Here is a 21560-nt window from a genome sequence, read left to right as displayed (position 1 = left end):
GCTCTTCCGATCTGGGTAGGGCTGGAAGCCCCGTACTTCAGTGCGGGGAGGAAAGCTCCTTTAGCAACTTTAGTTGCCTTAGGTTATAATTATACTGCGGACACCAGAAACGGTTGTTCAAGGCACTGGTAACGGTCGATTGGGGGTGTTGTAAACCACCCCAGAGGCTCGCGGTTGGCTTGCTAACTGCAGGGCTACTAAAAGCTCCCTGCTTTAGCTGGGAGTAGTTTACGAAACAGATCCCCTAGGGCGTGGCTAAACTCAGCAACGGTGCGAGGGGGCTGGCGCTGGCGGCGCCACGAGGGAGGGAGGCTCAACCAGAGGTTTAAGAGGGTGGGGATGCCAAGGCATTGGCTGCTAGCCTGCGTCTGCCATTGATCAAAGACCACATCGGAGCAATCGCTGACAACAACGTGGCCGTCGGCAAGAATAATAATCCAATCGGCCCAGCAGTAGGCAAAGTCAAGGTCGTGGGTTGCAATCACGATGGTGGTGCCAGCGGCATGGATGCGATCCAGCACCGCCCTAAGGTGCTCCGTTTGGGTGTGATCTAAATAGGTCGTTGGTTCGTCAAGGAGGAGCAGGGGGGGGGCTAAGGCCATCACCCCCGCCAGTGCGACGCGGCGCTTTTGTCCCAAGCTCAGGTGGTGCAGCGGACAATCAGCTAACTCCAGTAGCTCAAATTCCCGCAGGGTTTGCTCAAGGCGGGCTTCAATTTCAGGGGTGGGTAGGTCTAAATTGCACAAACCGTAGGAAATATCCTCCGCCACAGTGGCGGCCACCAATTGTTGCTCTGGGTCTTGAAACCCTAGCCCCACTCGCTGCCGCCATTGCCGCAATGCTGCGGGTTGATGCACGAGTCGCTGTCCTTGCCAGTACACCTCACCGCGATCGCAGCGGTAGAGTCCTGCCGCCACGTAAAAGAGGGTGGATTTGCCAGAGCCATTCAGACCCAGTAGGGCGGTTTTCCGACCAGCACCAAGCGCCACCGAGCAGTCTTGCAACACCGGTGTTAGGGTGTTGGGGTAGCGAAACCAAACGTGGCGAAACTCCAGCAGCGGTACAGACATAGTCTCAACCAAGGATACGATTGACTAGCAGCAGCAGGCCACCGCCAAGTCCTGCTTCCACAGCATACCGCTGGGAGTATGCGTAGGGCGGCGATCGCCACACCCGAAACTGTCCCGTAAACCCGCGACTCAGGAGTGCAAGGTTTGTGCCTTGGTAGCGCTGTAAGGACTGCCGAAACAGTTGTGCTGCCAACAGGCTGAGGCTATAGAGCCAGCGCGATCGCCGTTGATACCCCCCCCGTGCCCGCTGTGCGAGCTGGAGGCTGACGGCTGTGTCCAGCAGAATAAAAATATAGCGATACATGAGCATCAAAATATCCAGCAGAAAGGAGGGGACTGAGCGCCGCTCAAGTACCCCTAGCAGTTCTGGAAAGGGGGTCGTGAAAAGGATAAAGACCAAACAGCTACTGGCCACCAAGGTGCGCAGCCCCACCCCAAGGGCTTGAGTGACCTGTGCCTGCGGAATAAAGACCGACCATCCACCAACACTGAGGCGCCCCAGCAGTGGCTCTGTTGTTGTCGTCACTAAGCTTGTGGGTGCCACCTGCACTAACAGGCTGGGCAGGCTCAACACCCAAAATAGGGCGATCGCCCCGAGCACCGCAGCATAAACCCGCCACGGGATGCGAGCATAGCCAACAACCCAGACACTGAGCCAGAGCCACAACAGCCCTTGACTGAGAGGATGGGCAAAAAACGTAAACAGGAGCAGGGCGATCGCAAAAAGGAGCTTCTGCTCGGGCGGTATGTGCCGTAGCCCATTCCGGTAGGCGTAGGAGTCAAGGTGATGGTGCATGCAGCACGCTACCGTTACTTCTCCCGGCGAATTTGAAGACGTTTTTGGCGGTGGCGCTCGGTGTATTGCCCCACCACAAAGCCAATCACCCCCGCCCCCAGACTGGCTTGCAGGGCAAAGAATAGTGACTCAACCTCCGCACTCTGGGGTTCAAACACCGGCGTAGCCCAAGGGGTATAATCGGGTGCAATGTCGGTAATGAGGTCTTCCGCTTGGGCATCGGCACCTTCAAACTCGGCGTTAACAAACAGCAGCGGTGCTGCCCCAAGGAGCACAACGGCACCAAGCAGCAGCCAAACCTGCTTCGCTTTCGAGTTAACCATGGTGACCACGCTCCTGTAACAGATTAAGGGTGCGTAATTCTGCTGCGCAGTAAGTGGTGAGCCAGTTCCAGACTAAAACCGTCAATAGACCCTCACTAATGGCAAGGGGAATTTGGGTGATGGCAAACACGGCGGCAAATTTGCCAAATGCGGCTGCCACCCCGCCAACACTATCGGGAAAGGCTAGGGCTAACTGCCACGCGGTGAGGGCATAGGTAATGACATTAGCCGCAAACGCAGCAGTAAACAGGGCGATCGCCGGCTTTCCGGTCAGACGCAAGATGCCGTTATAGCAGCCCCATGCCACCCATGGCCCGACCACTGCCATGGAAAAGCCATTGGCACCCAAGGTGGTCAAGCCACCGTGGGCAATGAGCAACGCCTGAAACAGTAAGACCAAGGTGGCCAACACCGTCATGATGGGTGGCCGAAAAAGAACCGTTCCTAGGGCAATTCCCGTCGGGTGGGACGAGCTACCGGTGACCGAGGGAAGTTTTAACGACGATAAAACAAATGCATAGGCMCCCGCCAATGCGAGTAGTAGGGTGGACTCGGGCTGTGTCTTCACCTGTTGCCGCAGTGACCAGAGTCCCCATCCCAAAAATGGCAAGAACCCTAACCACCAGCCCAGCGCCCAGCCAACGGGTAAAAACCCTTCACTGATGTGCATCGCCAACACCGCCCTCGGGCTGGCAATCACCATATACATCGCCAGCAGGGCGATCGCCCCCAGCAGAGGGAGCCGCTTCCATTGCCTGACTTTCATTCATCTGTACCTCGCAGATATGCAACAATCCTCGGCGGGCATCCTGACTCAGAGCGGCCAAAAACCGTCATCACAGTTGCGGGACAGCGCCGGACTTGCACCGGACTTTCCCCCTTGCGTTCTGTGGCTGCTCCCCACAGAAACCGATTAGCGCTATTATAGGTCAGGACTGCTCGGTTACCCTTGGAAGCGTTTGCGCCTCAATGCAGGATGTCAACCCAATCGCGGCCAATGCGCACCGTTACATCCGACGAAATCACCCCAGTTGAGTTGGCCGACACCCGCCCAACCCCCAATACAGAGCGCACCATTTGAGCCGCCCCTAAATCTCCTTGCTGCGCCAAGACTTCGGTTGCGGCGGCTTCTTGGTGCCAGTCATCGCTAATGATGACATTGCTGTAGCCATGGTGGTATAGAAAGTCCGCCATATCTTGAGCCGCATCGGGGTGTCCCGAGGCATTTTGTAACGCGATGCGTACCGAACCACTTTCACTCCAAGTGGGGCTGGCTGACACTGAGCGCGATCGCGCTGCAAAGTAAGTCTCAACGATGCGATCGATCCCGTCGTAGTCAAGGAGCCAGTAGCTGGCATCGTACCCATCACCACTAAAGCGCCCGGGCAACAGAATCATGCGCAGATTCTCAGGATCCGTGCGCAGGCTAAATTGGGCGATCGCCATCAGTTCGCCAAAGGTCAAATCGGTATCTACGTGTTTCTGGAGAACCTCGTGGAGTTGGGGGAGCCGCGTCAACATGACTGGATTCGCTAGTTTCGTTTGCAGCGCCTTGATCAACATTTGCTGGCGTTGTGCCCGGCCAATGTCACCGAGGTCATCGTAGCGAAACCGTACAAAGCCCTCAGCCTGCTCACCGTTGAGGGTTTGTAATCCAGGGTAGAGATCAATGTAGAGTTTTTGGGTGTGATCACTGTAATACATCCGCTTGGGAACATTGACCTCTACGCCCCCCACCAAATCCACAAGGGCACGAAACGCTCCCGGGCCAATGCGAATGTAGCGATCAACCGGAGTGTAGTTCAGGGTTTGACTCACCACCTTGGCAACTAGGGGGACATCACCATAGACATTGGCCGCATTGATTTTATCAACCCCATAGCCCGGAATGTCAACGCGACTGTCCCGAGGAATACTCAACACTGTGATGGTGTTGTCATCAGGGTTAAACCGCGCCAGCAAAATAGTATCGGTGCGGCCACGGAAACTTTCTGGCGAGCCTTCCGGTGCCCCCAAAACCTTGTCAACCCCTAGCACCAATAAATTGATAGGCCGACTCATCTTCCCTTGCAAGCTGCGAGCCATCACCTCAAAAAAAGAGGTCTTCGCATCACCCCCCTGCTCTGCTTGAAAAGGCGACAGTAAGACAACACTCATTCCCGCAAAGGCCGAAATTAAAGACACCGTACCAAAGGCTGCTATCCAACCCAACACTCGCCATGACGATCGCCGCGATCGCGCCTTAGTGTGCAGCGCCACTGCCTTTGCCCCTCGAGCCGCCGGAGCCGGATTCACTCGCTTGACCTGTTTAACGCCTCGTGCCACAACGTTAACTCCCACAACCTGCGACAGTCCCTAGGACTGGTGGACTCAATTGATGTTTCTAGTGTACGGGATGGATCACAAATCCAGTATTTATACTTAGGTACTTAAGTAGTCCGCAAAAAGGAATGGGTTCCGCAAGTTAGCCCCGCAGCCGCCCTGATTTCTGAGGACAACTCCCAAGTAACGGAGAGCGATCGCCATCGTTTAGTTCGTTATTATGCTGCCGCCTAATCAGTTTTGAAGACCACTAAAACTAGGCGTAAAACGGTAACGCGATCGCCCCGCTGGTACCCCCTGCCACTATCTGCCACGATTATGTATCGGACAATCCGCTAAGATTTGTATTAGTAGAGAGACGCATCTAGGCGTTGATGGGATTTTAAGGATTGTTACATTGACTCAGCCCGCTACTTCCCCCCTTGCCACCCCCCCAGCCGAGGAACAGGATCTGCAACGACAACTCATTGTCATCCTTGACTTTGGCTCTCAATACTCGGAACTCATTGCGCGGCGGATTCGGGAAACCCACGTTTACTCTGAGGTCATCTCCTATCGCACCAGTGCGGATCAGCTGGCACAGCTTGCCCCGAAGGGGATTATCCTTTCTGGGGGGCCAAACTCGGTTTACGATGACCACGCGCCGCAGTGTGACCCCGCTATTTGGGAGCTAGGGATTCCCATTTTGGGGGTGTGCTACGGGATGCAGTTGATGGTGCAGCAGTTGGGAGGCACTGTCGAGCGGGCAACGGCGGGCGAGTACGGTAAAGCAGCATTAAGCATCGATGACCCCACCGATCTGCTGACTAATGTTGAGCAAGACACCATCATGTGGATGAGCCACGGCGATAGTGTCTCTAAATTGCCGCCGGGCTTCCGCCGGTTGGCCCACACCCAGAATACTCCCATGGCGGCGATCGCCCACCCAGAGCGCAAGCTTTACGGGGTGCAGTTTCATCCTGAGGTGGTGCATTCCATCGGGGGCATTGCCCTAATTCGCAACTTTGTCTATCACATCTGCGACTGCGAACCCACCTGGACCACCGCAGCATTTGTGGAAGAAGCGATCCGTGAAGTGCGCGCTAAAGTAGGCGACAAACGGGTGTTGCTGGCACTCTCCGGCGGTGTTGATTCCTCTACCTTGGCCTTTTTGTTGCACCGTGCCATTGGTGATCAACTCACCTGTATGTTTATTGACCAAGGCTTCATGCGCAAAGGGGAACCGGAGCGGCTCCTAAAACTCTTTCAGGAGCAGTTTCATATCAAGGTAGAGTACGTGAATGCCCGCGATCGCTTCTTGGCACAGCTACGGGGTGTCACCGACCCCGAGGAAAAGCGCAAACGCATTGGCCATGAGTTTATCCGCGTCTTTGAAGAAGAATCCCGACGCCTAGGTCCCTTTGATTACTTGGCTCAAGGAACGCTTTACCCCGATGTTATTGAGTCTGCCAACACCAATATTGATCCCCAAACTGGCGAGCGGGTAGCCGTTAAAATTAAGAGTCATCATAATGTCGGTGGCCTGCCCGAAAATCTGCGATTTAAGCTGGTGGAGCCGTTGCGCAAACTCTTCAAAGACGAAGTGCGCCAAGTGGGTCGCTCCCTAGGCTTACCGGACGAAATTGTGCGGCGACATCCCTTCCCAGGGCCTGGCCTCGCCATTCGCATTCTGGGAGAAGTCACGCCGGAACGCTTGGACATTTTGCGGGATGCTGATCTGATCGTGCGCCAAGAAGTGAACCGCGCCCAGATGTACCATGACTTTTGGCAAGCCTTTGCCGTGCTCTTGCCCATTCGCACCGTTGGCGTGATGGGAGATCAGCGCACCTATGCCTACCCGATTGTGCTGCGGTTTGTCTCCAGCGAAGATGGCATGACCGCCGATTGGGCGCGCACCCCCTACGATCTACTAGAGCGCATTTCTAACCGCATTGTTAACGAAGTGCCGGGGGTTAATCGCGTTGTTTACGACATTACATCAAAGCCACCGGGGACTATTGAATGGGAATAATGCCCCTGAACATTGCCAGAGTAGAGGGCGATCGGTTTAACTGGGAAAGATGGTGGTGTGAGTAACGTTCCATGAGTCGTAAATGGACACTGGCGATCGGTCTTGGTACAGCTTTCTTAGTGCCCGTTGCCGCCGTGGCACAGCCGAATGCGCCACAATGGCAGATTGAAGTGCCTCCTAGCACCAGTCCGACCTTTGAGATTGCACCTACCCCAGCCACCGCCCCTCAATGGCAGACTACCCCTCCGCCTGCGACAGAGCGGACATGGCAGCAGCCAACTCCTGAAGAGTTAGCCCAACCTATCTTGCCCCCCGTTGCCGAGGAACCCACACCAGCCCTAGTCGTTGTCGAAGAGCCTGCCTTCCGGATTCCTCCCTTGATGCGCCCCCCCACGCGGCTYTTTAACTTAGAAACCGCCAATATTCTCTTAGAGCAGACGGCAGAACTGCGGGGTGGGATTCGAAATTACGATCCAAAGGTTGCTGGGGGCGGCGGTGGTCTGCAAACCTTTTTTGGCTCCATAGACTATGCGTTTAATGACCGCTTACAACTGAGTATTAGCGGCAATTATTTTGATGACCCCCTAGGCCGCCTTGTCAATGGACTGCAACCCAATGTCCAGTTGGGAGCCATTGCTGGCGGACTCAAGTATCAGGTTTATCGCAATGACGCTGTGGCCGTTGCTATTGCTGGCTCTGTTGAAGCAGTGCGAGTGCGGTCTGACAATTTCCTCTTTGTCCCTGGGGCTGAGGTTGTGGGCACATGGACGGTGGCAGCCTCCCTCCAAGCCCCGATCACCTATACCCTTAACCCTCAATTGCAGTGGCACTTTACCCCCAATCTCACCTATTTTCCCGACACAATTAACAACGGTGCTGACTTCTACGGTACGAATTTTAACTTCGGGACGGGGCTGAGTTGGCAACCCCATCCCCGCTTTAACCTCTTTGCTGACCTGAATATGCCGGTGGGGCCGGGGGGGAATGCCGTGCGCAGCAGTAACGGTGCCATTGTTAACTTGCCGGTGTGGAGCGCGGGGTTCCGCTTTTTGGTTAACCCCTCGGTCAGTATTGATCTTGCGGCCACCAATGCCTTTGGCATTACACCAGCAACTCGCACCTTGGCCTTTTTACCAGGGGCAGATCAAGTGGGGGTGATGGCAGGGTTGAGCTACACTCCCAATAGTGGGCCTGATTTTGCCCCCCCCTTCCTTGCGAGTTTTCGTCGTGGGCCACGGCAGCCGCTGAGCGATCGCGATCGCCAACTGATTCTAGATGGCATTACCCTTACCTCCGCTAGCACCCTCGATCCCGGGATGTTCCGCTTCAAAGGGAATACAGGCACCGTGGGCACAGGCGTTAACGTTGGCGTTGGATTGGCCTACGATGCCCAGTTTGCTGTGGCGATTGAGCAATTTGAACGCGGTGAAACCCTCATTGAAAACCTTAATTACAGCGGCAACCTGCAACTGGGGTTGGCCGCCAAGCTACGGTTTCTCGACCAAACCCAAGGGGATCCCTTTTCCTTGGCCTTTCAAGGTTCCTTTAACCGAGGTATTGCCCAAGGCGGTGGCAGCAGCCGCTCCATCGGTGGCTTAGAGCTAGCCTTTATGTTTCAGCCCGCTGAACCCGTTGCCCTGTACTTCAATCCGAAGTTGGGGCTTTTTAACCCCAATCAGCAGTTAGTTGCAGGGATCGGGATGGGGGTCAATGTAGAAGTTGTCCGCAACGTCCAGCTGATGGCCGAGGCGACCCCTGTGTTTGGCGAAACTGGTGTATTTAGTGCTGGGTTGCGCTACGTGATCCCGCAGTGGGGGTTAGGCATTGATCTCTACGGCAGTAATGCGGCGGGAACGAGTATCCCCAGTGGCGGTTTAGTGGGGCAAGGCTCGCCCGGCGTGGGGGTCAACCTGCATTGGTTATTTGGAGGTTCAAGTCGGCGCCATGATCAAGAATGACATCTGGATTCGCACAATGGCAGCTCAGGGGATGATCCAGCCCTTTGAGGGTCAACTGGTGCGGCGGCTGGCCGATCAGCCGGTGATTAGCTTTGGCTTGTCGTCCTACGGGTACGATATTCGCCTCAGCCCCAAGGAATTCCGTATTTTCCGCCATGTCCCCGGTACGGTCGTTGACCCAAAGAACTTTAATCCTGCCAACCTAGAGTCAGCCCCATTACACAGCGACAACAGCGGTCAATTTTTTATTCTGCCGGCTCACTCCTACGGGTTAGGGGTTGCCCTAGAGCGGTTGCAGGTGCCTGAAAATGTAACGGTGCTCTGCATTGGCAAAAGCTCCTATGCCCGGGCAGGGATTATTGCCAACCTCACCCCCGCTGAAGCCGCTTGGCGAGGTCACTTAACGCTGGAATTCTCTAACTCCTCAAGTGCCGATTGCCGCATCTATGCCAATGAGGGGGTAGTACAGCTGCTGTTTTTTGAAGGTGAACCCTGCGATGTTAGCTATGAAACCCGGCAGGGCAAGTATCAAGATCAGCCGGAGGCGGTGACGTTGGCGCGAGTTTAACTGATAAGTAGGAGACCATAACGCTGAACGCTGTTAGCCGCCACGTCCAAAACGCGCTTCGGGATGGTACTGCCCGTCTGCTGCTAAAACGCTTGGGGGAAGCCCTGATTACACTGTTGCTGGCCTCTGCCCTTAGCTTCGCCATTATGCAGTTAGCCCCTGGGAATTATCTAGATAACCTCAAAGCGGATCCGCAAATTTCCCTAGAGCGGTTGCAGGAGCTAGAGCGGCAGTTTGGGCTAGATAAATCGCCAGTGGAGCAATACGTGCGTTGGCTGTGGCAAATTATTCGCTATGGTAATTTTGGCACGAGCTTTGTCTATCAGCGATCGGTGGCCTCTCTGTTGTGGGAGCGGCTCCCGGCAACGCTGCTGCTGTCGTTGAGTTCCATTGTGCTAACGTGGGGGGTGGCGATTCCCTTGGGAATTTGGGCCGCCGTCAACCAAGACCGCTGGAGCGATCGCCTCTTGCGGATTCTCAGCTACCTTGGCCAAGGTTTTCCCAGCTTTATTACGGCGCTGTTGCTGCTCTTTTTAGCCCAGAGTACACCGCTGTTTCCGGTGGGGGGCATGACTAGCCTCTACTACGATGACCTGCCGTGGGTGGCTAAGGTGCTCGATATTGGCTGGCACTTAATCTTACCCACCCTAGCGTTGACCTTGACGAGCTTTGCTGGGTTGCAGCGGTTGATGCGGGGGAATTTGCTGGATGTGCTGCGGCAAAACTATATTCAAACGGCTCGCGCCAAGGGCTTACCGGAGTCACGGGTGATTTACGTCCATGCCCTCCGCAATGCCATTAACCCCCTGATTACGCTCCTAGGGTTTGAGTTTGCTAGCTTGTTGAGCGGTGCCTTTATTGCCGAGTTTTTCTTTAACTGGCCGGGGTTGGGGCGCTTAATTTTACAGGCGGTGACCGCTCAGGACATTTACGTGGTGATGGCTAGCCTAATGATGGGGGCACTGATGCTGATTATCGGCAACGTGTTGGCGGATCTGTTGCTGAGGTGGGCAGATCCGCGCATTACAGATTAGTACACATTAGCGCTGGGTCAACCGTGGTAAAGCAGCAGCTTATCGCTACCCTTGGCGATCCTTGGCTGGTGTCGGTAACAAAATTGTAAATTTTGTACCTTGCCCTACCTCACTCTCAACCTGAATTTGACCCCGATGCGCCTGAACAATGGATTGGGCGATCGCCAACCCAAGCCCCGTTCCCGGTAATGCTGTGCCCTGCAAACGATAGAACCGATCAAACAAGCGGGGTAACTCACTCGCCGGAATGCCTCTGCCATTGTCAGCAATCACAACACGGTAATACTTCCCCTGTTGATCTAGGGTGATGTGAATGGTACCGCCCTCAGGGGTATATTGCACCGCATTGTTCACAATATTTGTCAGCAACCGACTGAGATGATCTGGATTTCCCCAAACGAAGTACGCTTGCTGGTCTGGCACGGTTACGGGGGGATCCGCAATATTAAGGCACAGTTCCATCGCTTTTTGCTGCATTAATGGCTCTTGTTCCTCCACAACGGCTAAGAGCAATGCATCGAGGTGGCACGGCTGCGGGTTCAAGGGCACCATGCCGCTCTCCTGTCGGGCTAAAAACAAAAGATCATCCACCAAGCGGCTAAGGCGGCGGCTGAGGCGTTCAATCACCTGTAATTGTTGCTGCTGCGTTGCTGGATCAGCGGTGGCTAGGGCTACTTGCACATTGGTTTGGATCAGTGCCACGGGATTACGCAGTTCATGGGACGCATCTGCTGTAAACTGCTTGAGGTAGGCGTAGGATTCCTGCAGCGGGGCGATCGCCAAGCGGGCAAGAAACCAGCCACTAATACTGACAAGAATTAATGCTACCGTAGCTCCCAAAAGCAAATCCCACAGCAGCGCTTGACTGGGTTGAGTAACCTCAAACCATGGGTGGCTGACGCGCAAATATCCCAAGAGGCGATCGCCCACAACCAACGCCACGGTCATTTGCCGCAACCAGCGATCGCCCCCCACCGGAACTGTTTCTGGGGTACGGCTCAAATGCAAGGGCAGGTTCAGCGGCTCCGCAAACGTACTCCACGCCAACTGCCGATTTGGGTCAAACCCCTCTAAATCAATGTGGTCATCTTCAAGGGCTGCGCTTGTTAGGGGATCACTCCCCAAACTTTTTTGCCAATCAATGACCTCTGCGGTGCCCGTCTCAATCACCAACGCCCGGCTGACCACCTCTACCACATGGCTGAGCGTATCATCAACCCGTTCGATAAGGGTGCCGCGCACATAGAGGAAGAAGCCCGTTGCAAAAACTAATAGCAAGAGTGCCGTCACACCAACGTACCAAAGGGCAAGACGGCATTGAATCGCTCGAAACATAATCCCTAACTCTAGGGTAACGGTAACCAGTCTCCACTAGACACAGAGGCAGCCCAATAGAGCTTAGCCATTCCTCAGGGTGGCCAAGTTGAGTTGTGCCCACACCGCTTGCAGCATCGGTTCCACACCTTGGCGGGTGGCGGCAGAAATAGCAAAGACCGGCTGGCAAATATGGGTGGCGAGTGCCTGCTGCGTTTCATTGCTCGCCTCAGGGTCAAGGGCATCAATTTTATTGAGCACCACAATTTGCGGACGCTCGCCTAAACCATGGCCGTAGGCCACCAGTTCAGCGCGGATGGTGTCATAGGCGGCAATGACATCCGTTGCTGTCGCATCAATAAGGTGCAGTAAGAGTCGAGTGCGCTCGATGTGGCGCAAGAACTCATGCCCTAGACCGGTTCCTTGGTGAGCACCCGCAATCAGGCCAGGAATATCGGCAAAGACGGTGCCATCGCCATTGGGCTGCCGCACAACCCCCAAATTGGGGACAAGGGTCGTAAACGGATAATCGGCAATTTTTGGCCGAGCTGCTGAGAGCACGGAAATCAGTGTGGATTTGCCGGCGTTGGGCAGGCCAATAATTCCCACCTCAGCTAGCAGCTTGAGTTCTAGGCGCAGGTGTCGCTCTTCGCCCTCTAGCCCCGGTAAGGCATAGTCCGGTGCCCGCTGTTGATTGCTGAGGAAGTGTTTATTTCCCAGCCCTCCTTTGCCGCCTTTGGCAACCTGTAGGGTTTGCTCTGGGGTGGTTAAATCTCCTAACAGTTCTTCTGTGTCAGCATCCCACACCATGGTGCCACAGGGTACTTCAATGATGAGATCGGCGCCAGAAGCACCCGTACGATTACTCGGACCACCCCGCTGACCCGCTTCGGCTTTGAACGTGTGGGCATAGCGAAAGTCTAGGAGTGTTTGCAGATGAGGCACGGCTTTGAGGATGACGGAACCGCCGTTGCCGCCATTGCCGCCCGCCGGCACATACTTCTCGCGACGAAAGGCAACAATGCCATCGCCCCCCTTCCCCCCTTTGACATGAATTTCCGCAAGATCAATAAATTGCATCCCTAGCGCAGATACGTTTGAGCGCAGCATTTCCATTGTATCGCTGCCTTGGCTATGCGGCGGGAGCATTCGTTGCTACGATCGCCGACGAACGAGTGACTCGAGGCTAGCCTACCGCGTGGAAAAACCCCAACGATCCCTTGCCCACATTGCCACGATTGTTGCCATTGCCACCCTCCTGAGTAAGCTGGCCGGTCTAGTGCGACAGCAGGCGATCGCCGCCGAGTTTGGTGTGGGGGCAGCCGTGGATGCCTATAGCTACGCCTACGTGATTCCGGGGTTTCTGTTTGTGCTCCTAGGCGGAATTAACGGCCCCTTTCACAGTTCCATTATTAGCGTGGTGCTCAAGCAACCACCGGAAAAGGCGGCTCCCTTAGTGGAAACCATTACCACCGTTGTGGGGGGGCTGCTGCTACTGCTGACCGCACTGCTAATGCTTTTTGCGGAGCCACTGGTGCACCTCATTGCCCCCGGTGCCAGTCCCGACATTCAGGCTCTAGCGGCAGAACAGTTCCGGATCATGGCTCCCTTGGCGGTACTTTCGGGGTTGATTGGCATCGGCTTTGGCACCCTCAACGCTGCGGATCAGTACTGGCTGCCCTCTATTAGCCCCCTGTTGTCGAGCTTGACCGTAATTATCGGCATTTGGTTTTTTGCGGATACGTTTGGGCCGGCGGTCTTGGCGTGGGGCACGCTAGCAGGGGGCATATTGCAGTGGCTGGTGCAAATTCCGGCACAGTGGCAGGCGGGAATGGGTACCCTGCGGCTACGGTTTGATCTGAATCGCCCGGAGGTGCGTGAACTCATCCGGCTGATGGGACCTGCCACCCTCTCGTCGGGGATGTTATTGATCAGTGTCTATATCAGCCTCTTTTTTGCCTCTCAGTTACCCGTAGGGGCGGCCTCTGCCCTGAGCTATGCCCAACTGCTGTTTTTAACTCCCTTGGGGATTCTCTCCAACGTCATCCTTGTGCCCTACATGCCGATTTTTTCGCGGCTGGCACGCCCAGATCAGTGGTCTGACCTCAAAGAGCGTATTCGTCAGAGCTTAGTGCTGACCGCTTTGAGTATGATGCCCCTCGGTGCCATTATGGCGGCCTTGGCATTGCCAGCGGTACGGGTGGTTTATGAACGCCGCGCCTTTGATTTCGCTGCCTCTCAGTTGGTGGCAGCGCTGTTGCTAGTGTATGCCATCGGTATGTTCTTTTACTTGGCACGGGATGTGATTGTGCGGGTGTTCTATGCTCTTGAGGATGGCCGTACTCCACTTTACGTGACGCTGTGGGGATTGGCCTTTAATGCTCTGTTTTGTTTTTTCTTTACCAATGCTTTTGGGGCGATCGGGCTAGCGATGGCTACTGTGGGGGTAAATACCGTCTCGCTGATTGCCTTAGTCTGGATTTTGCAACGCCGCCTAGGGGGGTTGCCGTGGCGGCAGCTTGTCCCGCCTCTGCTGGGGGTGGCATTGGCCAGTGGCCTCGGTGGTCTTACGGCATGGGGCACTCTTCACGGTTTGGAATGGCTGTGGGGGCGCGAAGGGGTGGTGATCCAGTTGCTGCAGTTGGCGATCGCCGGCAGTATGGGTCTTGGCATATTTAGCATTGCCATTGCACCCTTGAGGCTGCCAGAGCTGGATTTCTTTTTGGCCAAGATACGGAAAGTGCTGCCCAAGCACAAGCCCTAGCAGCCAGCACTGTAATGTTCTGAGTAGCCGCAGGAGCGAGCTAAGAAAGTTCTTGGCTGAGTTTAATTGCCAGTAAAATTTGCGCTGTTCACAATGGGGCAGGGTTCACAGGCTCAGGGCTACTGAAAGCCCCTGACTGAAGTCAGGGGAAGTTTACATTGTCAGAGTAAAAAGCGCTGGTAAAACGCTAGCTCTGCTATCAGCGTTGCTTCAATGGTACTGGCGTGGCGGAAGCCATGGCCTTCGGTGGCAAAGGTGTAGTACTCTACCGGAATGCCCTTGTCCTGGAGGGCGGCAACCATCTGTTCGGCTTGAGCGGGAGGAACCACCGTATCCTTTAGCCCTTGGAAGAAGATTACTGGACAGGTGAGGCGATCGGTGTGGTACAGGGGCGATCGCTGGCGATAGAGGTCTGCCCTCTCAGGGTAAGGGGCAATCAGGGAATCAAAATAGTGGGCTTCAAAGGCATGGGTGTCTTGGACGATCGCGATGAGATCGGCCACCCCATAGTAACTTGCCCCCACTCGAAACACGTTAGTGAACGTCAGGGCGCATAGTGTGGTAAAACCTCCGGCACTACTGCCGCGAATGGCAAGGCGTTGGCCATCGACTCGACCTTGGGCTACCAAAAATTGCGCTCCCGCCACGCAGTCCGCCACGTCCACAACTCCCCACTGTCCCCGCAGGCGATCGCGATAGGCACGTCCATAGCCGGTGCTGCCGCCATAATTGACATCTAAGACCGCAAAGCCACGACTCGTCCAAAACTGGGTGCGTAGATCTAAACCCGTACCACTAGCGGCGGTTGGCCCCCCATGGCTTTTGACAATCAGAGGGGGCAAGATGCCGGCAGGGGCAGCATACTCGGGGTTACAGGGAGGATAGAAAAACCCGTAGGCAATGGCTCCTTCGCTACTGGGGAATTCAACAACCTCTGGTTGGGACAGCCACTCTTTTGGGAGGCTTGGTTCCTGGGACGGTAGAGGTAACCACTGCTGGTGCTGAAGATGAAAGCGGATCACTTGGGGGGGAGCTTGGGGACTGCTGCCAATAAAGGCAATTTGCTCAGCAGTCTCAGGGATTAGGGCGTGGATCTCGGTGTAGGGACACGCAAGGGTCTGCCAACTGCCATCCTTGAGGGAGACAAGAGCTAACCGCCACAGCCCGCGATCGCTATAGGTTAAGACGGCAGTTTCAGCGTTCACTAGGGCATAGGTGGACTGGCCAAAGACCCAAGGAGGCATCCCCGCATCGTAGGGAGCCTGCCATACGGGCTCGTGCACCCCCTCGCGATAGCGGTAGAGATTCCACCAACCACTGCGATCGCTCACGTAGTAGAGGGTCTCTCCCTGCCACTGAGGTTGCTGCACCGCTTCCGTTGCCCCACCCGCGATGCGGTAAGGGAGTCCAAGGGTACCATCCGCCGTGACGGTTGCCCCCCAGAGTTCACAGCTATCCCACGGCATCGCCGGAGGTGACCACTGCAACCACACTAAGGTCTGGCCACTAGGGCTAAAGCGGGGCGCGGCATAAAATCCAGCACCGTACACGAGGGGGGTGAGGTCTCCTGTGGGGGTGATAGCCACCAACTGCTGCTGCGTTGCTCCCTGCTCTAGGTGCTGCTCCTGAACACAGACAAGGCAACGACTCACCGGATGCACACAGCCATCGGCAAAGCGGCTATTGGCTGCCTGATAGAGAGGTTGGGGGATAGGCTGCTGCCTAGAGAGCCGATAAATCCCCTGATCTGCATCGTTGACTATGTAAATCTGATCACCGTGGCACCAATAGGCACCCCCACCGTACTCATTCACTCGCGATCGCGCACTGTAGGGAGGGATGAGAAGATCCTGCTGCTCGCTCACCAGAACCACCCGTCCTTGGTCTTGGGGACGGCGCTCTAGCCATAGGAGTCCGGCAGGGGTTGAACGTAAGTCACTGATCGCCGTGGCGGCAGCACTGACGCGCTCTGCCGTCAGAATGGAGTCCCATTGCCCGTAGGGCGCTGTCTGTACCATTAGGGAATATGTTCAAGGACAAGTTTTTGCCGTTTCACTGGCTCGGGAATGGTAATGGGGTACTGCCCCGTAAAACAGGCGGAACAAAAGCGATCGCCCGTATCGTAGGTGGCGCTAATCATCCCCTGCCAACTCAGGTAACTGAGGGAATCTACCCCAATTTGCTCAGCAATCTCGGCCACCGATTTGGTCGCGGCAATGAGTTGATCTTGGTTATCGGTATCAATGCCATAAAAACAGGGATGGGTCACCGGCGGTGAGGAAATACGCATATGCACTTCCACCGCGCCTGCATCCCGCAGTGCCTTGACAATTTTGCGACTAGTGGTGCCACGGACAATCGAATCATCCACAATGACCACTCGCTGCCCCATCAGCACATCCCGCAGGGGATTGAGCTTCATGCGAATACCCGACTCCCGCATGGACTGGGTGGGCTGGATAAACGTGCGGCCAACGTAGCGGTTTTTAATCAGCCCCTCGGCATAGGGAATCCCCGTGGCTTGGGAGAAGCCAATGGCTGCCGGTACCCCAGAGTCGGGGACAGCAATCACAACATCTGCGGCCACCGGTGCCTCGCGCCCTAACTGCTGGCCAAGACGTTGGCGATAGCTATAAAGGCTCTCGCTCTGCATGACGCTGTCGGGGCGGGCAAAAWAAATCATTTCAAAAATACAGAGCTTGCGCTGTGACTCGGCCCAATGATGGCTACTGATGGTGCTGGCAGTAATATGGACAATTTCCCCAGGCTCCACATCGCGGATATAGTCTGCGCCAATAATATCTAGGGCACAGGTTTCAGAGGCTAGAACGTAGTGAGGATCAGCCCCAGGGGCTGAGAGGAGGCGGCCAATGACCAAGGGGCGAATACCATGGGGATCCCGCACACCAAAGAGACCGACAGGCGTGCCAATCACTAAGCTGTAGGCGCCTTGGCACTGCTGCACGGCAGAAACAATACCCTCCTGCCAGGTTTGACTGGTTTCTACCGCTTGAGCGATCGCCCAGGCAATGAGTTCTGAGTCTGTGGTGCTGGCTAATACGGCCGTGGGTTCACTACAGGCTAACACCTGCTCCCGCAGCGCATAGGTATTCACCAAATTGCCATTGTGCGCCAGGGCCAGCCAGCCAAGGCGAGTTTGCACCAAGACAGGTTGGGCATTGACAATACGGCTTGAACCCGTGGTGGAGTAGCGATTATGGCCTACCGCAATCTCGCCAGGTAATGTGTTGAGAATCTCCTCATCAAAGACTTGGGAGACTAACCCCATGTCCTTATGACAGTGCACGGTGTCACCCGCAAAGGTGGCGATACCTGCCGACTCCTGACCGCGGTGCTGTAGGGCGTAAAGGCCAAAGTAGGCAAGGCGGGCAACTTCGGCATTGGGGGCATACACCCCAAAAACACCACAGGCTTCTTCCGGTTTATCGGTCAGTTTTGAGTTAGTCATCTAGTCTAAGTACGTTGGCAGGGGCGATCGCCATGCGGCGGTCAACTCCTCCATCGTAACCTTGATAAGGGTGCAATTGTCACAGGTGTCAATGCACAATTCTGTCCCTTGAGCATTGACAATACCCAAGCGCGTCCAGTACTCCGGCAAGTGCTCACTCAAATAGGCCTCCCACAGCACTTGTTGCGCTGGCGTAACAGAAACAAGGATACGCGCTCCCCCTTCCCCGAAAAGAACAGCATCCCAGCGCGGGTAAATCCCCTCCGGCAGTTGAATGCTTGCTCCCCGCTGGCCACTGAGGCAACATTCCGCAAGGGCAACGGCCAACCCTCCCTCACTCAGATCGTGGGCACTGGCCAGCCAGCCTTGATGAATGCCGTAACGACAGGCCGCCTGCACCTGCTGCTCTAGGTGCAAATCAATCTGCGGCGGGCAACCAGCAACACAGCCGTGCAGTTGGGCAAGATATTCCGATCCCCCTAACGTCACGCGGGGATCGCTAAGCGGTGTCGTCAGCGGCAAGCCCAATAGGTAAATGAGATCCCCACTGGTTTGCCACCCTTGACCGACCACCCGTGCCAGATCCGGAATCAACCCCACCATCCCCACCACTGGCGTAGGATAAATGGGCTGGGGTTGCCCGGTACTATCAATGGTTTCGTTATAGAGGGAGACATTGCCGCCAGTAACGGGGGTGTTGAAGGCACGGCAAGCGTCCGCCAAGCCCCGGCAGGCTTCCGCCAACTGCCAATAGCCCACCGGGGTTTCAGGGCTGCCAAAATTGAGGTTATCAGTAACGGCTAGGGGGTCTGCACCGACACAACTGAGGTTGCGGGCGGCTTCAGCCACGGCGGCTTTGCCCCCTTCGTAGGGGTCTAAATAGACATAACGACTAGGACAGTCCACCGTAGCTGCAATCCCTTTGTGGGTGCCCCGCAGGCGGATCACCGCTGCATCCGCATCCCCTGGGAAAACAAGGGTGTTATTTTGCACCTCGTGATCGTATTGGCGATATACCCACGCTTTGGAGGCCAAGCTAGGGGTACTTAGCAGCGTCAGGAGAACGTGCGACCACGATTGGCTAGGCAATGCTAACTGCTCTGGCTGCCACTGCCGTGCCTGTTGTACATAGGCTGGTGGGGCTGGGAGGCATTCGCGCGTATAGAGGGGTGTATCTTCGGCAAGGGCGCGGGCAGGCACTTCTGCTGCCACCTCACCCCGGTAGAGTACTCGCACCACCGGTTCGGCAATGACGTGACCCACCACAACCCCCTGTAGTCCCCAGCGGTGGAAGATAGCCAGCAACTCCTCTTCTCGACCCTTGGCCGCTACAAAGAGCATCCGTTCTTGCGATTCCGAGAGCAAAAACTCGTAGGGCACCATCCCCTGCTCTCGCACTGGCACCTTATCAAGATCGAGTTCAATGCCTACCCCTCCCTTAGCGGCCATCTCGGCGGTGGAGCAGGTCAAGCCCGCGGCTCCCATATCCTGGGCGGCTACAACCGCACCGCTTTGAAAGGCTTCAAGACAAGCTTCAATCAAGCACTTCTCTAGAAACGGGTCTCCGACTTGAACTGCGGGGCGATCGCCCATGGAGTCATCCGTTAGCTCGGCGCTGGCAAAACTGGCCCCCCCCATGCCATCCCGTCCAGTGGTAGAGCCAACATAGAGCACTGGGTTCCCCACACCGCTGGCACCGGATTTAACAATCTCTGGGGTTTCCATCAGTCCCAAGGCCATGGCATTCACCAGAGGATTGCCGCGGTAGCTGGGGTCAAAATAGACCTCGCCCCCTACGGTGGGCACCCCCACACAATTACCGTAGTGGGCAATGCCGGCCACCACCCCCTTGATAAGCTGTTGGGTTTTCGCCTCCTTCAGGTCACCAAACCGCAGCGCATTCAGCAGGGCAATGGGACGCGCCCCCATCGTAAAAATATCCCGCAGAATGCCCCCGACCCCCGTGGCGGCTCCCTGAAACGGTTCGATGGCTGAAGGGTGATTGTGGGACTCAATCTTAAAGGCCAAGCGAAGGCCATCTCCCAAATCCACCACACCAGCATTTTCCCCAGGCCCAACCAAGACCCGCTCTCCCTGAGTGGGGAACTGCTTGAGCAGGGGGCGAGAGTTCTTGTAGCAGCAGTGCTCTGACCACATCACCCCAAACATACCCAATTCGGCACGGTTGGGATGCCGCCCTAAACGGCGAACAATTTCATCGTATTCGTTAGGCTTCAGTCCTTCAGCGGCAATATCCGCATCCGTCACAAGGGGAGAGTGGCTCATCAGCTATCTCATATCTCAGAGGCTATGTTTTGATTGTGCCATGGGTGGCAGAACAGCACGAACCATTTCAACTCAGGCCATTTGTCAAGTGTCGTAGCAAATCTTTACATTAGTTCATGTGGAATCGCTAACTTTAATTGCATCTTGACCACATCACCCCCGCATCTAAAGGGAGGGACGTAAAGTAGAGATTATAAAGAAAATCTTAAAGGAGAGTGACGATGACCCCCTCTCTACTACGGCAGTTTTGGTATTTTGTCGAGCAGACTCAGGTGGGGATTTTGCTCAGTTTAGATGATTGTGCATTGCAGCGATGGCTCCTCAACCATTTTAGTGATACCTATCCCCTTGAACAGAGCCAACGGTCTCATCTGGAAACTTATATTTCATCACGGTTGATGCTGATTCGCGACATGGTTGGCGATCGCCCCTAGCGCATTACACTCTCGAGCCACAGCATGACATCTTCTGACAACTCCTACCCAGTGATCCTCAACCAGTTTTGTGTTAAGACCCTTGAGGAGGAGGCACGACTCCTTTATCCATTCACGTGCCGGTGGCAGCAGAATCCTGAACTAGGAACAGAAGCCTATGCCCTCAATAAGGTGTGCTACCAGTTACCGGTTCCTGCCGCTCGCTGGGGGAGTGCCATTGTGACTCGCCAGCCCCTCGAACAACTTAAGACGAAGGCGTGGCAACTGATTCCCCAGCCGCCTCGGGTCTTTGACTGCACCCGTCTTGAGGATCGCGAAGCCTTGGAGAGCCTATGCCGCCAAGAATTATACCGTTACTTTAAGCAGCGAGATAGAGAGGACGTTGACCGAGCAAGCAACAACAGTATCCGCATCTGGGAGCGGAAACCCTCGGAGAGTCCAGCGCAAGGGTGGACAGTTCACCAAGGCTTTTGCCTCGATGTCAGGCTCGATGCCACAGCAAAACTTTATCTGGAAATTGATCGTTTCCACCATTTCTGGACACCTTTGACATTGCAGGAGTGGCTCAACACCTATCCTGAGCATGAGCCTTTAATCAAATGGGTGCGCAATACGTACCTCAAGAACAACCAGTTTCTGCGCTGGCAACTACACAGTATCACTCACGAGCAACCCGAAGCAGTGAACCTACCCGGACTCAACATCAGCCTTGCGGAGTACCATCGCAACGAAGGGGCAACAGAGCAAGAAGACGTTTACGATGACACAGGGCGATCGTTGCGATCGTTTTTGCTGATAACCAGTCAACCCATTAAGAAAGGTACACACGAGCTAGGCAGTACCCGTCCTTTACGGATCGTGCATACCTATGGCAGCACGCCGCTTGAGTTGCTGGCGTTGCAAACCTATCACAGAAAACCTCCGAGAAGCCCCGCACCTTCAGGTTGGGGAGGGACAGGAGCGGCAATTGAGAGGGGTTCAATACCCCCGAAATTGCCAGGTTTAGTACGCTTGTTTTTCATAGTTACATGTGGGAATATAAGAGGATGAAACAAACTCTGACACTAGTTTGCAAACTTGCAACCACACCCGAACAAAATGCCAAGATTGAGGCAGTGCTTCAGGCGTTTGCTGCTGCTTGCAACTATGCCAATGAGCGAGTCAAACCCAAAACAACCAGCAAAACAACGATTCAGTCGTTGGTCTATAAC

Annotated in this window: 17 protein-coding genes and 1 riboswitch; of the genes, 7 read left to right on the top strand and 10 right to left on the bottom strand. The window is 55.4% G+C overall.

The genetic code is table 11. The features are described from left to right. Window positions 1-197: 197 nt before the first annotated feature. The 5 genes from L5470_RS13065 to L5470_RS13045 form a co-directional block, all read right to left on the bottom strand. Entirely contained in the window at window positions 198-1070 is an 873-nt protein-coding gene (locus tag L5470_RS13065; protein WP_499500224.1) for an energy-coupling factor ABC transporter ATP-binding protein, read from the bottom strand. Window positions 1071-1074: 4 nt separating this feature from the next. Next, on the bottom strand, window positions 1075-1866 hold the full coding sequence (cbiQ, locus tag L5470_RS13060; protein WP_499500223.1) for a cobalt ECF transporter T component CbiQ: 792 nt from the start codon (window positions 1864-1866) through the stop codon (window positions 1075-1077). Window positions 1867-1880: 14 nt separating this feature from the next. Further along, a complete protein-coding gene (locus L5470_RS13055; protein ID WP_099798161.1) occupies window positions 1881-2189 on the bottom strand; it encodes an energy-coupling factor ABC transporter substrate-binding protein in 309 nt (102 codons plus the stop codon). Further along, window positions 2182-2955: an energy-coupling factor ABC transporter permease gene (locus L5470_RS13050; protein WP_499500222.1), complete on the bottom strand. Its 774-nt coding sequence runs from the start codon at window positions 2953-2955 to the stop codon at window positions 2182-2184. The genes L5470_RS13055 and L5470_RS13050 overlap by 8 nt, the downstream gene beginning before the upstream one ends. Before the next feature lie 16 nt (window positions 2956-2971). Further along, window positions 2972-3118: riboswitch (cobalamin riboswitch) on the bottom strand. A gap of 37 nt (window positions 3119-3155) precedes the next feature. After that, window positions 3156-4514: an LCP family protein gene (locus tag L5470_RS13045; protein ID WP_499500221.1), complete on the bottom strand. Its 1359-nt coding sequence runs from the start codon at window positions 4512-4514 to the stop codon at window positions 3156-3158. A 394-nt stretch (window positions 4515-4908) separates the two neighbouring features. Here L5470_RS13045 and guaA point away from each other — a divergent pair, with 394 nt between their 5' ends. The 4 genes from guaA (at window position 4909) to L5470_RS13025 (ending at window position 10082) form a co-directional block, all read left to right on the top strand. Continuing rightward, window positions 4909-6522: a glutamine-hydrolyzing GMP synthase gene (guaA, locus tag L5470_RS13040; protein ID WP_227517523.1), complete on the top strand. Its 1614-nt coding sequence runs from the start codon at window positions 4909-4911 to the stop codon at window positions 6520-6522. A gap of 71 nt (window positions 6523-6593) precedes the next feature. Then, window positions 6594-8480 (top strand): hypothetical protein, encoded by a 1887-nt coding sequence (locus tag L5470_RS13035; RefSeq protein WP_499500220.1) that lies wholly within the window; start codon window positions 6594-6596, stop codon window positions 8478-8480. Beyond that, window positions 8467-9048: a dCTP deaminase gene (gene dcd, locus L5470_RS13030; RefSeq protein WP_099798158.1), complete on the top strand. Its 582-nt coding sequence runs from the start codon at window positions 8467-8469 to the stop codon at window positions 9046-9048. Before L5470_RS13035 ends, dcd begins: the two co-directional genes overlap by 14 nt. A 17-nt stretch (window positions 9049-9065) precedes the next feature. Next, entirely contained in the window at window positions 9066-10082 is a 1017-nt protein-coding gene (locus L5470_RS13025) for an ABC transporter permease (RefSeq protein ID WP_499500226.1), read from the top strand. Window positions 10083-10127: 45 nt separating this feature from the next. On the opposite strand, the gene L5470_RS13020 is transcribed toward L5470_RS13025, so the two are convergent. After that, on the bottom strand, window positions 10128-11417 hold the full coding sequence (locus L5470_RS13020; protein ID WP_499500219.1) for a sensor histidine kinase: 1290 nt from the start codon (window positions 11415-11417) through the stop codon (window positions 10128-10130). A gap of 63 nt (window positions 11418-11480) precedes the next feature. After that, the gene (obgE, locus tag L5470_RS13015; protein WP_499500225.1) at window positions 11481-12476 is read right to left on the bottom strand and encodes a GTPase ObgE; all 996 of its coding nucleotides are present in this window, start codon (window positions 12474-12476) and stop codon (window positions 11481-11483) included. 118 nt (window positions 12477-12594) lie between these two features. Between obgE and murJ the strand changes: the two genes are divergently transcribed. Then, window positions 12595-14160: a murein biosynthesis integral membrane protein MurJ gene (gene murJ / locus L5470_RS13010; protein WP_099798155.1), complete on the top strand. Its 1566-nt coding sequence runs from the start codon at window positions 12595-12597 to the stop codon at window positions 14158-14160. Window positions 14161-14321: 161 nt separating this feature from the next. Here the strand turns inward: murJ and L5470_RS13005 are convergent, their stop codons facing one another. From L5470_RS13005 to purL, 3 genes are read right to left on the bottom strand one after another with little or no spacing between them, the layout of a single operon-like run. After that, a complete protein-coding gene (locus L5470_RS13005) occupies window positions 14322-16178 on the bottom strand; it encodes a S9 family peptidase (protein WP_499500218.1) in 1857 nt (618 codons plus the stop codon). Beyond that, window positions 16178-17629: an amidophosphoribosyltransferase gene (gene purF / locus L5470_RS13000; RefSeq protein ID WP_499500217.1), complete on the bottom strand. Its 1452-nt coding sequence runs from the start codon at window positions 17627-17629 to the stop codon at window positions 16178-16180. Before purF ends, L5470_RS13005 begins: the two co-directional genes overlap by 1 nt. Then, window positions 17630-19915: a phosphoribosylformylglycinamidine synthase subunit PurL gene (purL, locus tag L5470_RS12995; protein WP_499500216.1), complete on the bottom strand. Its 2286-nt coding sequence runs from the start codon at window positions 19913-19915 to the stop codon at window positions 17630-17632. Window positions 19916-20136: 221 nt separating this feature from the next. On the opposite strand from purL, the gene L5470_RS12990 reads away from it, so the two are divergent. Next, complete coding sequence (locus tag L5470_RS12990) at window positions 20137-20349, top strand: hypothetical protein (protein ID WP_099798151.1); 213 nt, start codon at window positions 20137-20139, stop codon at window positions 20347-20349. Between the two features lie 24 nt (window positions 20350-20373). Next, window positions 20374-21399, top strand: coding sequence for an argonaute PAZ domain-containing protein (locus L5470_RS12985; RefSeq protein WP_499500215.1), 1026 nt, complete (start codon window positions 20374-20376; stop codon window positions 21397-21399). Window positions 21400-21560 lie beyond the last annotated feature (161 nt).

Origin of the sequence: Synechococcus sp. PCC 6717, assembly GCF_022698185.1 — a bacterium.
In the GTDB taxonomy this organism is placed as follows: domain Bacteria; phylum Cyanobacteriota; class Cyanobacteriia; order Thermosynechococcales; family Thermosynechococcaceae; genus Thermosynechococcus; species Thermosynechococcus lividus.
This window is presented reverse-complemented; position numbering and strand designations above follow the sequence as displayed.

Excerpts from the sequence above, each read along its gene's own strand:
- L5470_RS13065 (WP_499500224.1), bottom strand. The coding sequence starts at position 1,070 with ATGTCTGTACCGCTGCTGGAGTTTCGCCACGTTTGGTTTCGCTACCCC.
- cbiQ (WP_499500223.1), bottom strand. The coding sequence starts at position 1,866 with ATGCACCATCACCTTGACTCCTACGCCTACCGGAATGGGCTACGGCAC.
- L5470_RS13055 (WP_099798161.1), bottom strand. The coding sequence starts at position 2,189 with ATGGTTAACTCGAAAGCGAAGCAGGTTTGGCTGCTGCTTGGTGCCGTT.
- dcd (WP_099798158.1), top strand. The coding sequence starts at position 8,467 with ATGATCAAGAATGACATCTGGATTCGCACAATGGCAGCTCAGGGGATG.
- L5470_RS13020 (WP_499500219.1), bottom strand. The coding sequence starts at position 11,417 with ATGTTTCGAGCGATTCAATGCCGTCTTGCCCTTTGGTACGTTGGTGTG.
- obgE (WP_499500225.1), bottom strand. The coding sequence starts at position 12,476 with ATGCAATTTATTGATCTTGCGGAAATTCATGTCAAAGGGGGGAAGGGG.
- L5470_RS13005 (WP_499500218.1), bottom strand. The coding sequence starts at position 16,178 with ATGGTACAGACAGCGCCCTACGGGCAATGGGACTCCATTCTGACGGCA.
- purL (WP_499500216.1), bottom strand. The coding sequence starts at position 19,915 with ATGAGCCACTCTCCCCTTGTGACGGATGCGGATATTGCCGCTGAAGGA.
- L5470_RS12990 (WP_099798151.1), top strand. The coding sequence starts at position 20,137 with ATGACCCCCTCTCTACTACGGCAGTTTTGGTATTTTGTCGAGCAGACT.
- L5470_RS12985 (WP_499500215.1), top strand. The coding sequence starts at position 20,374 with ATGACATCTTCTGACAACTCCTACCCAGTGATCCTCAACCAGTTTTGT.